Origin of the sequence: Pseudomonas sp. EA_15y_Pfl1_P101, from assembly GCF_963970835.1 — a bacterium.
Taxonomy (GTDB): Bacteria; Pseudomonadota; Gammaproteobacteria; order Pseudomonadales; family Pseudomonadaceae; genus Aquipseudomonas; species Aquipseudomonas tritici.
On the sequence record NZ_CAXAPA010000004.1, the window covers coordinates 88,000 to 102,401 of the forward strand.

Here is a 14,402-nt window from a genome sequence, read left to right on the forward strand (position 1 = left end):
AAGCCCGCTCACTACAGAGCCCTGTCGGGTCAGTTCTTTGCCATCACGGCAATGAACAGCGGCGATTGCAGGAAGCGCTCCAGCCACTGCTGTAACCGGGGATACGGTGCACCGGCAAACCATTCCCTATCCACATGGGCGAACTGCCGCACAAACGGCGCCAGGGCCATGTCTGCCAGGCTTGGGTGATCGGCGAATAGGTACTCGTGATTCGCCAATAATCCCTCAAGTGCGCGCAAGAACACCTCGCCCTCGGCCCGATAATGTTCCATCGGTTGTTCCGGATAGCGTTCGGCATACTTGTATCGATTCAAGTGATACTTGAAGCCCACATCGTTCTCGGCAATCAACGCCAATACCGCCGGGTTACCCGGCAGCAGCCAATCCTGCGGATCGTGCTGAGCCAGCGCCCATTGCATGATCGCCAGGCTTTCATCGATCACCTCGCCATTCACGCTCAACACCGGCACCGTGCCTTTGGGTGACAGTGCCAGCATCTCGGCCGGCTTGGCCTTGAGGCTCACTTCGATAATGCGCACGGGCGCCCCCGAATAGCGCAACGCCAGGCGCGCACGCATCGCATACGGGCAACGTCGAAACGAATACAGCAGCGCCTCGCTCACTTGACCTCCAGCGTGCTCAAGCCATTGCCCTGGCGCTTGACCTGGATCTGCACCGGAATGCGCTCGTGCATTTCCTGCACGTGGGAGATCACCGCCACTTTGCGGCCCTGGGCCTGCAAACCGTCCAGTGCGTCCATGGCCAACTGCAGCGACTCGGGGTCCAGGCTGCCGAAGCCTTCGTCGATAAACAGCGACTCGATCTTCAACGTGCTGGAGGCCATCGACGCCAGGCCCAAGGCCAACGCCAGCGACACCAGAAACGTCTCGCCACCGGACAACGAATGCACCGAGCGCAGTTCATCGCCCATTTCCGTGTCCATGACCAACAGGCCCAGCATGCTGCCGCCGCGCTTGAGGCGGTAGCGACGCACCAATTGGCGCAATTGCACGTTGGCGTGGTGCACCAGCAGGTCGAGGTTGTAGGCCTGAGCGATCTTGCGGAAGGTGTCGCCCGTGGCCGAGCCGATCAGCGCATTCAGGCGTGCCCAGCGTTGCCATTCGTCATAGGCCTTGGCGATCTGCTCGGCGAAGGCCTGATTGGCATCCTGGCGGCGCTGGTCTTCGGATTGGCGCGCGCGCAATTCGGCGCAGGCTTTCTCTCCCTCGGCCAACTGCTGGTTGAGCGCGGCCAGGGCGCTGTCCAGTGCTTCGGCGTCGAGGTTGCCATTGTGCAGGGCCTGGTGCTCGGCGAGGCGTTGCTCGCGTTCCTGCAGCAGGACCTTGGCTTGTTCGACGGCTTTTTCGCTGTGTTGCAACTGCTGGCGCAACTGGCTGACCTGGGCGTCATCGTAGGCCAGCAGACGGTTGAGGCCGTCGTCATCGAGTTCCGGGTGCAGGGCGCGCCACTCGCTGAGGCGTGTGTCCAGCGATTGCTGCTCGGCGTGTAACGCTTGCTGACGCTCCTGTTGGGCCTTGAGATCGGCGGCCAACTGGATCAATGCGTTGTGGATCTCTTGCAATTGCTTGTTGGCGTCGGTTTCACTCTGGCGTGATTGGGTCACGGCCTGATCCAACTGCTGTTGCCAGTGTTCGACACTGCTGTGCTCGCCCAGCAATGCGCGGAGTTGTTCCTGAGCTGCTTGTTGCTGGGCGGCCAACTCGTTGACCTGCTGATTCAGCGCATCGAGTTGCTGCTGACGATGCTGCTGATGGGTCTGTTCTTTCTCGATCGCCTGTTGGCGTTCTTGTTGCTCGGCCAGCTCATCGCGTTGATGGCCGAGCTGTTCCAGGCGTTGGCTGACCTGCTGGTCCAGCTGCATGAAGGTTGCGGCCGGTTCGGCACGCAAACCTTCCTGGGTTTCGGCGGGCAACAGGCTGGCGAAGGCAGTCAGTTCCTGCTCAAGACGTTCGCGGTCGCTGGCCAACTCGCGTTGCTGATCCACCAGCAATTGACGCGCCTGCTGGCTTGCTTCCTGGGCGGCTTGCAGTTGTTGCTGCAAGCGCCCGGCGTTTTGTTGCAGGTTGAGCAGGGCGCCTTGGCGTTGTTCGTCCTGGGCGATGCTCTGGGTCAGTTGACTCAACTGTTGATCAAGCCAGGCGCTGCGTTTGGCCGCCTCCTGGTTGAACAGCGCGGCCGACAGTGGGTGCGCATCCAGGCTGGGCTTGAGTGCTTGTTGTTGCGTCGCCAGTTGCTCCTGCTGTTGCAGGTATTCCTTTTGCTGGGCGATCAGACCGCCGACTTCGCCGCGCAGCTCGGTGAGCTTTTCCTTGAGTGAGTCGACGACTTTCTGCGCCGTGGCTTCCTCGTTTTCGTCATGGCGACCGAGGCTCTGAAGCAGCGCTTCGGGCTGGTGGTACGGGTGTTCGTGGCTGCCGCACACAGGGCAGGGCTGGTCGTCCTGCAACTGCTCGCGCAATTCCTCGACACTGGCGCTGCGGGCCAGGCGCTGGCGCTCAAGCAGTTGCTTCGTGACCGCCAGGGTTTGTTCGGCAATGGTCAGCTCCGCTTTGGTTTGCAGGCCGGTCTGGTTCAGTTGCTCGCGTTGCTGTTGGGCATCGGCGAGCTTTTGCGTCAGTACGCTGGCCTGCTGGTCCAGCTGTTGCTGGCTGTCCCACAGGCGCGTCAGGTCTTCGAAGGCGCGTTGTTGTTTGCGATTGTCTTGCAGCAGGCTGGCCAGCAACTGGATTTGCTCGGCCACGGCATGGGGTTCGGCGCCGGCTTCCTGATAGAGCAGGTCCAACGCGTCGCGCTGTTGGGAGAATTGTTCAGCGGCAGCGGTAGCGCGTTGTCCCAGTTGCGGCAGCTCAGCCTGGCCTTTGTTCAGGCGGTTGCCGATCAACATCAGCTGTTGCAAGCGATCGCGGTAGGCGGTCCAGGCGTCGCTCAAGGGGGCGAGGGCGGCGCTGCGATCGAGTTCGGTGACCAGGCGTTGGAGGCGTTCGGCGACTTGGTTCTGCTTTTCCAGCAGACCGTTAAGCCGGGCCTGGCCTTCGGTGCAGGCGTGTTCGTGCTGCTTTTTGTCCTCGGTGCGCTTGGCCAGCTCTTTGGTCAAGTGGGTGAGGGTGCTCTGCTCTTCAAACGCCTGGCGCAGCAAAGGCACGGCATCGGCCTGGTTTTTCAGCGCCTCGGCCAACGCGGTTTGCGCGCTGGCTTGCTGTTGCTCGGCCTGCGTCTGGCGACCATGCAGTTGGCCCTGTTGTTCGATATGCAACTGAATCTGCACGGCCAACGGGGCAAGCACGCTGTTGAGTTCGGCCTGGCGGGCGAACTGATGACGTTGTGGCGCCAATTGCTCCAAGCGACTCAGGTCCTGGCGTTGCGGGCCCTGGGCATCCCAATCAGCCTGCGCGCGCTGCAGTTGTTCGGTGGCGGCGAGCTGGCGTTCCTGCCATTCGCGCAGTTCCTTGAGCCAGGTGTGTTGCCGCTCCAACTGCTTGAGTTGGGCCTGTTGGGCCTTGAGCTGGGCGTTTGCGGCGTCGAACTGCTGATCCAGTTCGGCGCGGGCTTCAGGGGCCAGGGGCACCACGCCGGTGGCTTGGTCCTGCAACTGCTTGTGCGCGTCCCTGGCGTCTTTGGCCTTGTCGAACGCGCGTCGGCCAAGCTGGGTGTAGAGGGCCGTGTCGGTGAGCTTTTCCAGCAGTTCGCTGCGCTCGTTATCGTTGGCCTTGAGGAAGGCACTGAACTCGCTTTGCGCGAGCAATACGGCGCGGGTGAACTGCTCGAAGTTCAGGCCCAGGGCCAGTTCCAGCTGGGTCTTGTATTCGGTTTTCTGGCTGGCCAGCAGTTGCTCGCTGTCCAGGTCGATCAGGCTCTGGCGGCTGTTCTGCAACTTGCCACTGGCCTTGTCGCGGGCGCGGTTGGCTTCCCAGCGCGCACGGTAGCGACGGCCGCTGACGCCGACAAAATCCACTTCGGCATAACCACCACCGGTGCCCCGACGGATCAAGGTGCGCGGGTCGCCAATGGAAATGTCGCTGTCGGCGTCCGGCATCTTGGCCTGGCCGGTATCGCCCAGGCGCGGCACCGCACCAAACAGCGCCAGGCACAGTGCATCGAGCAGGGTGCTTTTACCGGCCCCGGTGGGACCGGTTATCGCGAACAAACCCGCGCTGGCCAGGGGCTCGGCGGTGAAGTCGATCTCGAACGGGCCAGCCAGGGAGGCGAGGTTTTTCAGGCGAATGGCGAGGATCTTCATGGCTGTTGCTCCTCCTGTTGCACTTCCTGGAGCAGCACGGCGAAATCCTTCAAGGTCTGTTCATCCACTTCACTGCCGTAACTGTCCTGCCAGGCGCGGCTGAACAGTTCCTGGGGCGTGAGCTGGTCGAGTTCGATCAGGCGCTCGTCGTCCGTGTTGTCGCTGGCGCGTTTACCCGCGTATTCGGCGGCGATGCGCACCAGGCGCACGGCTTTGCCTTGCAGGGCGGTTTCGATTTGCTGGCGCAGGTCGGGTTGCGGCTCGTCGAGGCGCACGCGCACTTCCAGCCACGGGTGGCGTTGGGTTTCGGCGAGCAGGTCGATGTCGGGCAGATCCGCCAACTGCTTAAGGATATCCGCCAGCGGCGCAGCCTCCAGGCGTTGCAGGTCAACCGAGCGCGGGATCAGCAGTGGTTCGACACTCACCAGGCATTGGCCCTGGAACGTCACGTCGAGAATCTGGTGCTTGTAGCCGATTTCGGAAAACGACAGCGGAATCGGCGAGCCGCTGTAGCGAATCCGCTCTTCGCCATTGACCTTCTGCGGCTTGTGCAAATGGCCGAGGGCGACATAGCCGACACTTTTATCGAACAGGCTGGCCGGCAGCGCCTCGGCATTGCCGATGATCAGGCTGCGCTCGGAGTCTTCCGACACCGACCCTCCGGCCATGTGCGCATGGCTGATGGCAATCAACGGCTGGCCTTTTTTACGCTTGGCGTTGGCGGCGGCGATCAGCCATTCATGCACCTGGCCGATACCGCGCAGGTAGTCGTCACCCAGGTGTGCACCGGTGACTTCCGCCGGGCGCAGGAATGGCAAGGCCAGGCACCAGCCGGCAATCTTGCCCTTGGCATCCGGCAGGGGGATCAGCAGGCGTTCGGCATCCAGTTGGCCGTCATCCAGCCACAGCACGCGACCGAGCGCATGGGTGCGCAGGCGACGCATCAATGGCGCAGGCAGTTCGATGCGCGAGCCGGAGTCGTGGTTGCCGGCGATCATCACGATGGTCAGCTTGGGGTTTTGCTCGTGGGCGCTGATGATGAAGTCATACAACCGCTCCTGAGCCTTGAGCGGCGGGTTGACGGTGTCGAAGATATCGCCGGCGATGAGCAGCACATCCGGGCGCTGGGCATTGAGTTGGCCCAGCAGCCACTCGAGGAAACAGGCGTGTTCGAAATCGCGTTCCTGGCCGTGGAGGTTTTGGCCAAGGTGCCAGTCGGAGGTGTGGAACAGACGCAAGGCGAACTCCGTGGAAGAGATGAAAAGGAGGGGAGTTTACCCGTAAAAGCACACACGTTGCCTGCGGGTGACACAGATCAACTGTGTGCGGGCAAGCCCGCACCACAGGGGTTATGAGCCATGCAGGCAGTCCAGCGCTCGGTCGGCGAGTGTTTTGGCGCTGTTGATCAAGTGCTCGGTGGCGCCGGCCATGTTGCGCTGATCACTGCTCAGCCCATGGGTAGTGCCGACTGCGTTGGCGGCTGCGCAACGCAGCAGGTCGCAGATCTGGGCGAGGGCGTCTTCGAAGCTGAGGTCTTGGTGCACGACGGGGAGGGTGGTGGGTCGGGGATGAGTTTGTTCATGGATAAAGCTCCTGCTTGGATTGGGAGCCATTATTTTGCCGATCACACACGTCAAAAGGTGGAAGCTGTGTGCGGGTTGAGATACCGGAAAACAGGACCCCGCCAGACCGAAGTCTGCCCGCACACAGCCGCCATAGACGGTTGTAGCGCATTGCGCCTGCTAATAACGGGATCTCGCACCCGATCGCTGATATGCAGCGACGAAGCGAAGGCTAGCCACTGGTGAGCAGGCGCAAGGCCAAAGGACTGTCTAGGAAACGTCCTGCAAATTAAAGAGATATGGATTGCTGCCCTTTAACAATGCATGTCGAACGGACGGTGACGAACGAATTGGAACGGCAGGGTGAGTGGCGACCACTCACAAAGTGGATTTTTCAATCAATCCCTGAATGAATCAGGGGCCCAGCATGACATTTTCAATAAAACCACCTTCCACCACTGCTTTCACCGCTCTACCAGAGCAACTGGAGGCTGACAGTCGCTCAACCCAAGCTAACCACCGTCAGACACGAAGCGCTGAGACCCAGGCCAACGCTGCGGACGCGCGCTCATTCGCAAGCGTGACTGACCGGCAACTGATAGGGCTGGTCCGCGATCATTTACGCGAGTTCCCCGCTGGCGCGACCGACAGCTATGTGAACTTCAACGAGCTGAGGGAGGCCGCCGGCCTGATAGCTACCGACAGGACATCTTCACCAGAGGCCCACCACGCGGCCAAGGCGTTTCTCTCACGCCCAAAACTGCTGCGCAAGCTGGATATTGGCATCAGCCCCGGCAAGAAGGATGGCCGGTTCGATATGGACAACCTGAACTACCTGTACAAATTCCCCCATCGTGAATGGAAGGTGCCGCGTCGTAATCATTAAGTGCAGGCAGGCGTCCGCGCAGCGGCCCGCCAATCACGCAGCTAGGAGTAGCAGCCCGAAGCATCGCGCCGGACGTCGCAGGCCTATCAGACTTATACGACGAAATACCCGGAATCGTCTGACTTTACCCTAAGTAAGTCCCTCTCCAAAGTTTGGCTTGCCGCTGACTCTCTCGTTCTCGTTTACATCGGTATTGGTCTTGGCGGTGTGTCTTCGATGTTGGCTATACAGCAGGTGTGTAATGCGGATTCTGGGGCGGCTTGCGAGAGGGTCAAGCTTACGGAAGTAGGAAAATTTGTGGGGTCTACTTCTCTTGGGGCTTTGAGCGGAGTGATGGCTGGTGCTGCCAGTGGCTCTATTTGCATTGCAATGGGCGTGGCGACTGGAGGCTTTGGCGGGGTTATTTGTGTTGCCGCTATAGTGGGGGCGGGCGCATGGGTGGGTACGACGGGTGGGGGGATGGCGGGTGAAGCTATTGGAGAAAAACTCTACCAAGTAAATCAACCATGAGCAGTATCGACACTTGGCCTCTCTGGATCGCGATCTCTTTTCTAGGGGGGCCAATGTTGCTTGCAGCTTTGACACTTACATACAGCCTGTACCTGACTCATCGTCACATGGACGCCATAAAGGAGGCCTTAAAGCACAGCCGTTATATCTATATCTGGGGGCCAAGCCTTGGAAAACGAGGCTTGATTTGGTCACTCTTAGAGATGGGTAAAATCTCGGGAATGCTACTGTGGCCAAAAGCTTCTCTCATTAATGGAGAGCTGGACCCAACCGATCTTGAAAATTTCCCACCTCACTTAAAGCTACGAATTACCCTTAATCTGAAAACGATGATCATCGCCTTCATTTGGATGTTGATCGGGGTTGTTCTGCTGGAGTTCAGGTAGTTCTGCGGTGAAATTTTTAACTTGAAAGCTCTCGGCACTTTCCACCCATGCCCCTGACCCATCATTGGGTTCCCGATGGCTGTGCCGAGGCAAATACCTGAGCAGCACCCGTGCATCCTGGGACCTATTCCTGGAAGAAGACATCCTCTGCCGCCTGCGCGGTATCGAGCGCTGGCAGGGCGATGGGATCATTGCTGACTTCGATGACCCGCTGATTGGCGGTGCGGCAGGTGGTGCGTTCGCGAGTTATATGTCTACAGGTATAGGCGGGGTCGTATGTGCTGCTGCTTTAGTAGGAGCTGGCGCCTGGGCGGGTACGACTATCGGTGGGAAGGTCGGCGAAGTCAGCGGAGAAATGTTGTACGAGAAAACACTGCCATGACATCGGGAGATTTTTGAACCTCCTGGTTGGCTTTCTGGATTGTTGGAGGTGTACCGGGCCTGCTCGGCATGGCTGGTATCGCATACAGTCTGTACCTGAGTCGGTGCCACCTTAAAGCCACTACACAAGGAGGCTCTGAAAAATAGCCATTACATTTATCTCTGGGGCCAAGCCTGGGAAAACGCGGGGTGATTTGGTCGCTCCTGGAGATATTTAAAATTGCTGGAATGGTAGTGTGGCCGAGGGCTTCGCTCATTATTGGAGAGATAGACCCGGTGGATCTTGCCAGTTTTCCTCCGCGTCTGAGAAGGCATCTGATCATCAAGATGATGCTCATGTCGACTTGTTTCCTTTGGATGGCAGGTGTAGCGATTTTGTTGGCGTTCAGGTAGATCGAGCGGACGTGCCCCGGCTGCACTAAACGCAGCCTAACCCTGTGAGAGCTGGCTTGCCTGCGATGGCTGAGTATCAGCCAACACATCTGCCAACTGTTACACCGCCATCGCGGGCACGCCCGCTCCCACAGGGTTTTGTGGTGGGTTATTTGGGGTAGAGCGGCGGCAAGCTGGTGGTGTCGGTGGCCGGGTCTTGCTCGCGTTCGGCCACGGGGATGGCTTTGATCGCACGCCACAGGTCTTCACCCAGCCAATAATGGCCGCCCTCGCTGTACAGCGCGCCGTTCAAGCCGTCCAACGCGTCCGACAGCGGCACAAACCGCGCGGCCATGTCTGCCAGGGTTTCCGGCTGTTGCCGTGCCCAGGCGTCGAGGGCCTGGCGGGTGGCGTGGGGGTCGTTGGCCTGGGTGGCGCGCTTGAGGTCGTCGAGCAGGGTGCGCGGGCTCGGGCCGGTTTGTGCGGCGCGCAGTACGGCGGGCTGTCGGCGTGCGCGCCACCACAAGCCAAAGCCCAGCAAGGTGGTGCAGGCAAGGAGCAGGGTGCTGAGTTGCCACAGCCACAGGTGGTTGTCATCGGGGGCGGTGATGACGGTGGGCGTGGCGGGAGTGTCGACCACCAGGCTAGGGTTGATCGCCACTTGCAGGGTGCGGGCCGGCAGGCTGGTGCGCTCAAGGTGATCTTCGTGGGTGTTCCACCACACCACTTCAACGGCAGGCAGTTCCAGTGCACCTGCGCGGTTGGGCACCAGGGCTTCGCGGTCTTCGCGGCTGCCGATCAGGCCGCGGTCGTTGGTCTGGTTGCCGAGCACCGGTTGGTCCGGGTAGCGGCGCAGGCCGTTGATCTCAGTGCTAGGCAGGGCCGGCAGTTGCGCGCTGGACAGGCCTTCGGCCTTGACCGTGAGGCTGCGAGTCAGCGAGTCGCCGACCTGGACATGCTCGGGCTCCGGGTTCCAGTTTTCGCTCAGGGTCAGGCTGCGCGCCGGTAGCCAGGGCGTATCGGCGGGATACAGCGCCGGCTTGGGCTTGACCACCAGCGGCAGCTGCGCCGAGCTGACGTGGATCAGCTTGCCGGGTTTGGTGCCTTGCAGCGTGTTCTCTTGCGGCGGGCGCGACTCAACCAGCGTGGCGCTGAACGTCTGCGCCGCAATTGCCAACGTGCCGCTGTGCTGCGGGTAAATCGCGTAGCGGGTTTCGATCACGCCGTGGCGAATGCTGTTGATCACCTTCTCGTAGGTGCGTGACTCGCCCAATTGTTCGACGCGTGCGTCGGCAATCTGCAACGGTGTGAGGCTGCTGTCGTCATACAGCGACACCGAGTGGTACACCCGCACGGTCAACAGTGCCTGGGCCTGGACGTAGACACTGGTCTGGTCAAGATTGGCCTCGACAAACACCGGGGCCAGTTCGGCGGCTGTGTTCTGGCTAGCGGTTTCTATCACTTGCAGGCTGATCGGCTGGGTCTTGTACTCGCCTACTTGCAGGGGCGGGATGAGCACCGTGCCGTTTTCCTTGGGCAGCAGCGTGATGATCCATCGCGTGGTGGCGTGGTTATCGCCGCCCAGCGTGGTGAGTTGGTTGATCTGCCGCGTACCGCTGACTTCGAACTGCGCATCCAGCGGCGACAGGTCGGGTTTGCCGAACTGCGTTACATCGCTGGACTCTACCGTGAGCTCCACCGTTTCCCCGGAATTGAGGCGGCTGCGGTCGACGCTGGCAGTCAGGCTCGCCGCCTGGGCGTGGCCTGCCGAGAGTGCGAGCAGGAACAGTAGGGTGGTGCGACGGCTCATCGAGTCTTGTCCTGATGTTGTTGCTGTTCGTACCAGAATTTGCGGCGCAGCAGTTCGCCGGGGTTGTCCGGGATCTCCCGTAGCCATTGCTCCAGGGCCTGGCGACGTTCACCGTCGAGGCTGGCGTCGGCAGGAAGCAGCGGCGGGGTAGTGGTTTGTTCGTCGCCCAATTCGCTGCCCGGCACTTCATTGCCTGCGGTGTGCGGCGTATTACCGGCCTGTGTGTCGCCGGTGCCGGCTTTCCCCTGGCCTTGGGGTGACTGCTCGCCACCCATGGTGCTTTGCCCACTCGCACCCGGTTGCGCAGTTTGGCCGGGTTGGGTGGTTTCGTCATCCTCGTTATTGGCTGGCTTATCGGGTTCGGGCTGCTCTTTTTCCTGCATCAGGGTTTCCACCAGCGCTTTGTTTTTCAGGGCCGGTTGCAAGTCGGGTTGTGCTTCAAGGGCCTGTTCGTAGGCGTCGATGGCGGCCTCCAGCTCACCGGACTTGGCCAGGGCGTTACCCCGATTGTAGTGGGCGTAGGCGTCATTGCTCTCGGCGAAACGCTTGATGGCCTCGGCATAGTTGCCGGCTTCGTAGAGCGCTACGCCCTGCCACTGAGGGTCTTCGAAGTGTTCGGCGGCTTCGGCGGGGCGTTTCTGCTTCAGCAGGTATTGGCCTTGCTGGTCGGGACGCAGCCACAGGTCCTGCAAGCCGAAGGCATAGCTGGGTTGTGGCGCGCTCAACAGCAGCAGGGGCAGGCAGAACAACCAGCCACGCCGACCGGCGCAGGCAGCGAGTAGCAACAGCGGCAGGAGCAGCCAGTAACCCTGGTCGGCCCAGATATCGAGGTGCAGCCGTTGAGCGTCGTTGCGCAAGGTGTGTGGCGGGTCCAGTACACCGAGTTGGCGCAGGTCTTTGTCGTCCAGGCGGGCGGCGCGGTAGCGGCCGCCCATTTCGCTGGCGAACGCCTTGAGCGTCGGGCTGTCCAGACGTGGCACCAGGATCGCGCCGTGTTCGTCCTTGAGGAACTCGCCACTTTCCTGGGTCACCGGGGTGCCTTCCCGGCTGCCGATACCGAGGATCGACAGGGTCGGCGCCTGGCTACTTTGCAGCAGCAGCCGAATGCCCTGGCGTTCCTGTTTGGACAGCGACGAGCCGATCAGCAACAGACGCCCCTGGCCGAGGCCGCCTTGTTTGAGCAGGCCCAGGGCTTTCTCGACTGCCATGTCGGCGCGGTGGCCGGGCTCCGGCATGATTGACGGGCGCAGGGCTTCGAGCAGGTTGCGGCTGGTGCCCAGGTCGTCTGACAGCGGCACCAGGGTGTGGGCGCTGCCGGCGTAAACGACGATGGCGGTCTGCGCATCGGTGCGTGCCTGCAACAGGTCATACAGCTTGCGCCGCGCCTGTTCCAGGCGGTTGGGCGGGCTGTCGGTGGCGAGCATTTCCGGGGTCAGTTCCAGCAGCACCACCAAAGGATCGGAGGGTTTCTGGCTGGACTGCTCAACCCTTTGCCAACTGGGCCCAAGCAGCGCCAGTACGGCCAAGAGCCAGGCAACGCCGAGCACCACCCATGGCGATTTGCTTTCGCGCCCGTTGCCACCACTGAGCAACACGGCGTGGAAGGCCGGCGGCAGGATCATCTGCCAACGCCCGGCGCGCTTTTGCCGATGCCACAGGTGCCATAGCAACCAGCCGAGCAATGGCAGGAGCAACAGCGACCAAGGGCGGAACCAGTGTGGCCACAGGTCGATCATCGACGCCTCCGCAAGCGCAGGCGTGTGAGGCGCTGGCGCCATTCCGGGTGCTGTTGCAGGAAAATCCCCTTGCTCGACAATTTGGTGAGCCACCGATGCAAGGCGTTGTTCGGCCAGCGTTCCTGGATCACCAGCAACATGCTCAGCACCAACGCCAAGGCCAGCGGCGCGCTGTACAGGGCCAGGGCCGGGCGTGCCTGGGTGGGTTGCTGCTCAACGGGCTCGAGCGTGTCGAGCGTTGCCTTGATCGCTTGCAGCTCTTCGCCATCACGCGCGCGGAAGTACTGACCGCCCGTGGCCTCGGCGATGGCCTTGAGTGCCGGTTCGTCGAGGTCCAGGCTCGGGTTGACGCCGAGGATGCCCAGTGAGCCGGTTTGTTCCGGGTCGGCGCCGATGCCGATCGGATAGATCTTCACGCCTTCTTCAGCGGCGAGGCGCGCGGCGGTCAGTGGGTCGATCTGCCCGGCGTTGTTGGCGCCGTCGGTGACCAGGATCAGTACACGGCTCTGCGCCGGGCGCTGACGCAGGCGTTTCAAGGCCAGGCCAATGGCATCGCCAATCGCGGTGTTCTTGCCGGCAATGCCGATGCGCGCTTCATCCAGCCAGGTGCGCACGGTGCGGCGGTCAAAGGTCAGCGGTGCTTGCAGGTAGGCCTGGCTGCCGAACAGGATCAGGCCGACGCGGTCACCTTCACGGCCTTCAAGAAAGTCGCCGAGCAAGTGTTTGACCAGGCTCAAGCGGCTGACGTCCTCGTCTTGCCAGTTCATATCGGGAAAGTCCATGGAGCCGGACACGTCCACCGCCACCAGAAGGTCGCGGCCACTGGCGGCAATCGGCAGCGGCTCGCCAAGCCATTCTGGGCGGGCGGCGGCGGTTAACAGCAGCAGCCACAGCACCACAAAGGGCCCTTGCTGGCGCCAGCCGGGCAGGTTGACGCGGGCGCGGCGGCGAGCGAGGCCCTCAAGGTCGCTGAGGTAGCTGACTTTCAACGCCGGCTCACCGCTGTCGGCTGCCGGCAACACAAGCCGCATCAACCAGGGCAAGGGCAACAGGGCGAAGATCCACGGCCAGGCGAACTCAAACATGTTTGCGAATCCAGGTGTCGACCGCTTGGGTCAGGCCGGCGATGGCCTTGTCGTCGAGTTTGCATTCGGGTTTGTAGGCGCCTTCCACCAACACCATCCAGCGTGTGAGGCCAGCGGCGGGACAGCGGTTGTCGAGGAAGGCCAGCCATTTTCGGCCGTTGAGGGTATGGCTCTGGCTGTAGGGATAGTCGTTGCGGCACAGGCGTTTGAGCAGGCCGTTGAGTTGCTGCAACCACGCGCCGGCCGGGGCCCCGTCGCAGGGTTTGGGCATCAGCGCCAGTTCCGCGAGGGCGGCGATGCGCAATGGGTCCAGCGGTTGCTCGGCGCGGGCGATGGGGCGACGGGTTGGCAGGAAGCGTCGCAGTGACCAAAGCCCCCAGCCGAGCAGTGGAATCAGCAGCAGCAACAACCACCAGCCCGGCGCAGGTGGCCAAAAGCCGACGGCTGGCGGGGCGATCAGCGGTTGCAGTTGGTCAAGGCTGCTCATTGTTTTTTAACCGGACGCTGCGGGTTGAGGTACTCGCGCAGTTGCTCGACCATTTCGCTCTGGGTGCTCAAGGGCATCAACAAGATGCGCAGCTTCTGGGCGAGCAGTTCCCAGCGGGCGATGCGCGCTTCGGCTTGGGCCTTGTAGGCCTGGCGCAAATCGACGTTGAGCGTATCCAGTTCCAGCTGGGCACCGCGTTCTGCGAAACGCAGCAGCCCGGCAGCGGGCAGGGCGTGGTCCAGCGGGTCGGAGATGGGCAACAGCAGCAGGTCGCAGTGCCGTGACAACAGGCTCAATTGCTGCTCGGCACCTTCGGTGAGCGCGCGTTCATCGCAGATCACAATCACCAGGCTGCCTGGGCGCAACACTTCGCGGCCACGGCGCAGGGCCATGCCCAGTGCGTCAGCCTCGGGGCGGCTTTCGGTGTTCAGGCTCTGGTTGACGCGCACCAACCGGTTAAGCAGTTGCAGCAGACTTTGTTTGCTGCGGCGCGGTTTGATTTCGTAGTGCTCGCTATCGCCGAATACCAACCCGCCCACGCGGTCGTTGTGCCCCAGCGCCGCCCAGCCGATCAGGCTGGCCGCCTGGGCCGCCAGCACCGATTTGAACATCTGCCCTGAGCCGAAAAACAGCCGGCAGCTTTGCTCCACAATGATGAAAATCGGTCGCTCGCGCTCTTCGTGGAACAGCTTGGTGTGCGGTTCCTGGGTGCGCGCGGTCACGCGCCAGTCGATGGTGCGCACATCGTCGCCGGCCTGGTACACGCGCACCTGGTCGAAGTCGACACCGCGCCCGCGCAGCCTGGAGTGATGCAGGCCGATCAGCGGGCTGCGCTGGCTCGGCGTGGAAAACAGCTGCACTTCGCGCACACGGTGGCGCATCTCGATCAATTCGCTGAGCGTGACGCGGATTCCATCGCTGGTGTTCAT

Annotated in this window: 11 protein-coding genes and 1 pseudogene; 3 read left to right on the plus strand and 9 right to left on the minus strand. The window is 61.9% G+C overall.

All coding sequences use genetic code 11. From position 1 onward, the window contains the following. Nucleotides 1-29 precede the first annotated feature (29 nt). The 4 genes from AACY36_RS07210 to AACY36_RS07225 all read right to left on the minus strand — a co-directional run bounded on the left by AACY36_RS07210 (nt 30) and on the right by AACY36_RS07225 (nt 5,802). Nucleotides 30-623 (minus strand): glutathione S-transferase, encoded by a 594-nt coding sequence (locus AACY36_RS07210; protein ID WP_339415920.1) that lies wholly within the window; start codon nt 621-623, stop codon nt 30-32. Beyond that, complete coding sequence (locus tag AACY36_RS07215; RefSeq protein WP_339427586.1) at nt 620-4,258, minus strand: AAA family ATPase; 3,639 nt, start codon at nt 4,256-4,258, stop codon at nt 620-622. The genes AACY36_RS07210 and AACY36_RS07215 overlap by 4 nt, the downstream gene beginning before the upstream one ends. Beyond that, nucleotides 4,255-5,496, minus strand: coding sequence for an exonuclease SbcCD subunit D C-terminal domain-containing protein (locus AACY36_RS07220; RefSeq protein ID WP_339415923.1), 1,242 nt, complete (start codon nt 5,494-5,496; stop codon nt 4,255-4,257). Before AACY36_RS07220 ends, AACY36_RS07215 begins: the two co-directional genes overlap by 4 nt. A 111-nt stretch (nt 5,497-5,607) precedes the next feature. After that, nucleotides 5,608-5,802, minus strand: coding sequence for a DUF6124 family protein (locus AACY36_RS07225; RefSeq protein WP_339427585.1), 195 nt, complete (start codon nt 5,800-5,802; stop codon nt 5,608-5,610). 445 nt (nt 5,803-6,247) lie between these two features. On the opposite strand from AACY36_RS07225, the gene AACY36_RS07230 reads away from it, so the two are divergent. From AACY36_RS07230 to AACY36_RS07240, 3 genes and pseudogenes are all read left to right on the plus strand, one after another. Beyond that, a complete protein-coding gene (locus AACY36_RS07230; protein ID WP_339415925.1) occupies nt 6,248-6,706 on the plus strand; it encodes a hypothetical protein in 459 nt (152 codons plus the stop codon). 506 nt (nt 6,707-7,212) lie between these two features. After that, nucleotides 7,213-7,602 (plus strand): hypothetical protein, encoded by a 390-nt coding sequence (locus tag AACY36_RS07235; RefSeq protein WP_339415926.1) that lies wholly within the window; start codon nt 7,213-7,215, stop codon nt 7,600-7,602. A gap of 88 nt (nt 7,603-7,690) precedes the next feature. Then, a pseudogene (locus AACY36_RS07240) lies at nt 7,691-7,864 on the plus strand (xylose operon transcription regulator XylR); the annotation flags it as partial. 660 nt (nt 7,865-8,524) lie between these two features. Here AACY36_RS07240 and AACY36_RS07245 read toward each other — a convergent pair. From AACY36_RS07245 to AACY36_RS07265, 5 genes are read right to left on the minus strand one after another with little or no spacing between them, the layout of a single operon-like run. Beyond that, nucleotides 8,525-10,165, minus strand: coding sequence for a BatD family protein (locus tag AACY36_RS07245; RefSeq protein ID WP_339415927.1), 1,641 nt, complete (start codon nt 10,163-10,165; stop codon nt 8,525-8,527). Beyond that, nucleotides 10,162-11,901 (minus strand): tetratricopeptide repeat protein, encoded by a 1,740-nt coding sequence (locus AACY36_RS07250; RefSeq protein WP_339415928.1) that lies wholly within the window; start codon nt 11,899-11,901, stop codon nt 10,162-10,164. Before AACY36_RS07250 ends, AACY36_RS07245 begins: the two co-directional genes overlap by 4 nt. Next, on the minus strand, nt 11,898-12,986 hold the full coding sequence (locus AACY36_RS07255) for a vWA domain-containing protein (RefSeq protein WP_339415930.1): 1,089 nt from the start codon (nt 12,984-12,986) through the stop codon (nt 11,898-11,900). The genes AACY36_RS07250 and AACY36_RS07255 overlap by 4 nt, the downstream gene beginning before the upstream one ends. Further along, entirely contained in the window at nt 12,979-13,473 is a 495-nt protein-coding gene (locus tag AACY36_RS07260) for a DUF4381 domain-containing protein (RefSeq protein WP_339496851.1), read from the minus strand. Before AACY36_RS07260 ends, AACY36_RS07255 begins: the two co-directional genes overlap by 8 nt. Continuing rightward, a complete protein-coding gene (locus AACY36_RS07265) occupies nt 13,470-14,402 on the minus strand; it encodes a DUF58 domain-containing protein (protein ID WP_339415932.1) in 933 nt (310 codons plus the stop codon). The genes AACY36_RS07260 and AACY36_RS07265 overlap by 4 nt, the downstream gene beginning before the upstream one ends.

Excerpts from the sequence above, each read along its gene's own strand:
- AACY36_RS07215 (WP_339427586.1), bottom strand. The coding sequence starts at position 4,258 with ATGAAGATCCTCGCCATTCGCCTGAAAAACCTCGCCTCCCTGGCTGGC.
- AACY36_RS07230 (WP_339415925.1), top strand. The coding sequence starts at position 6,248 with ATGACATTTTCAATAAAACCACCTTCCACCACTGCTTTCACCGCTCTA.
- AACY36_RS07235 (WP_339415926.1), top strand. The coding sequence starts at position 7,213 with ATGAGCAGTATCGACACTTGGCCTCTCTGGATCGCGATCTCTTTTCTA.
- AACY36_RS07245 (WP_339415927.1), bottom strand. The coding sequence starts at position 10,165 with ATGAGCCGTCGCACCACCCTACTGTTCCTGCTCGCACTCTCGGCAGGC.
- AACY36_RS07250 (WP_339415928.1), bottom strand. The coding sequence starts at position 11,901 with ATGATCGACCTGTGGCCACACTGGTTCCGCCCTTGGTCGCTGTTGCTC.
- AACY36_RS07255 (WP_339415930.1), bottom strand. The coding sequence starts at position 12,986 with ATGTTTGAGTTCGCCTGGCCGTGGATCTTCGCCCTGTTGCCCTTGCCC.
- AACY36_RS07260 (WP_339496851.1), bottom strand. The coding sequence starts at position 13,473 with ATGAGCAGCCTTGACCAACTGCAACCGCTGATCGCCCCGCCAGCCGTC.
- AACY36_RS07265 (WP_339415932.1), bottom strand. The coding sequence starts at position 14,402 with ATGAACACCAGCGATGGAATCCGCGTCACGCTCAGCGAATTGATCGAG.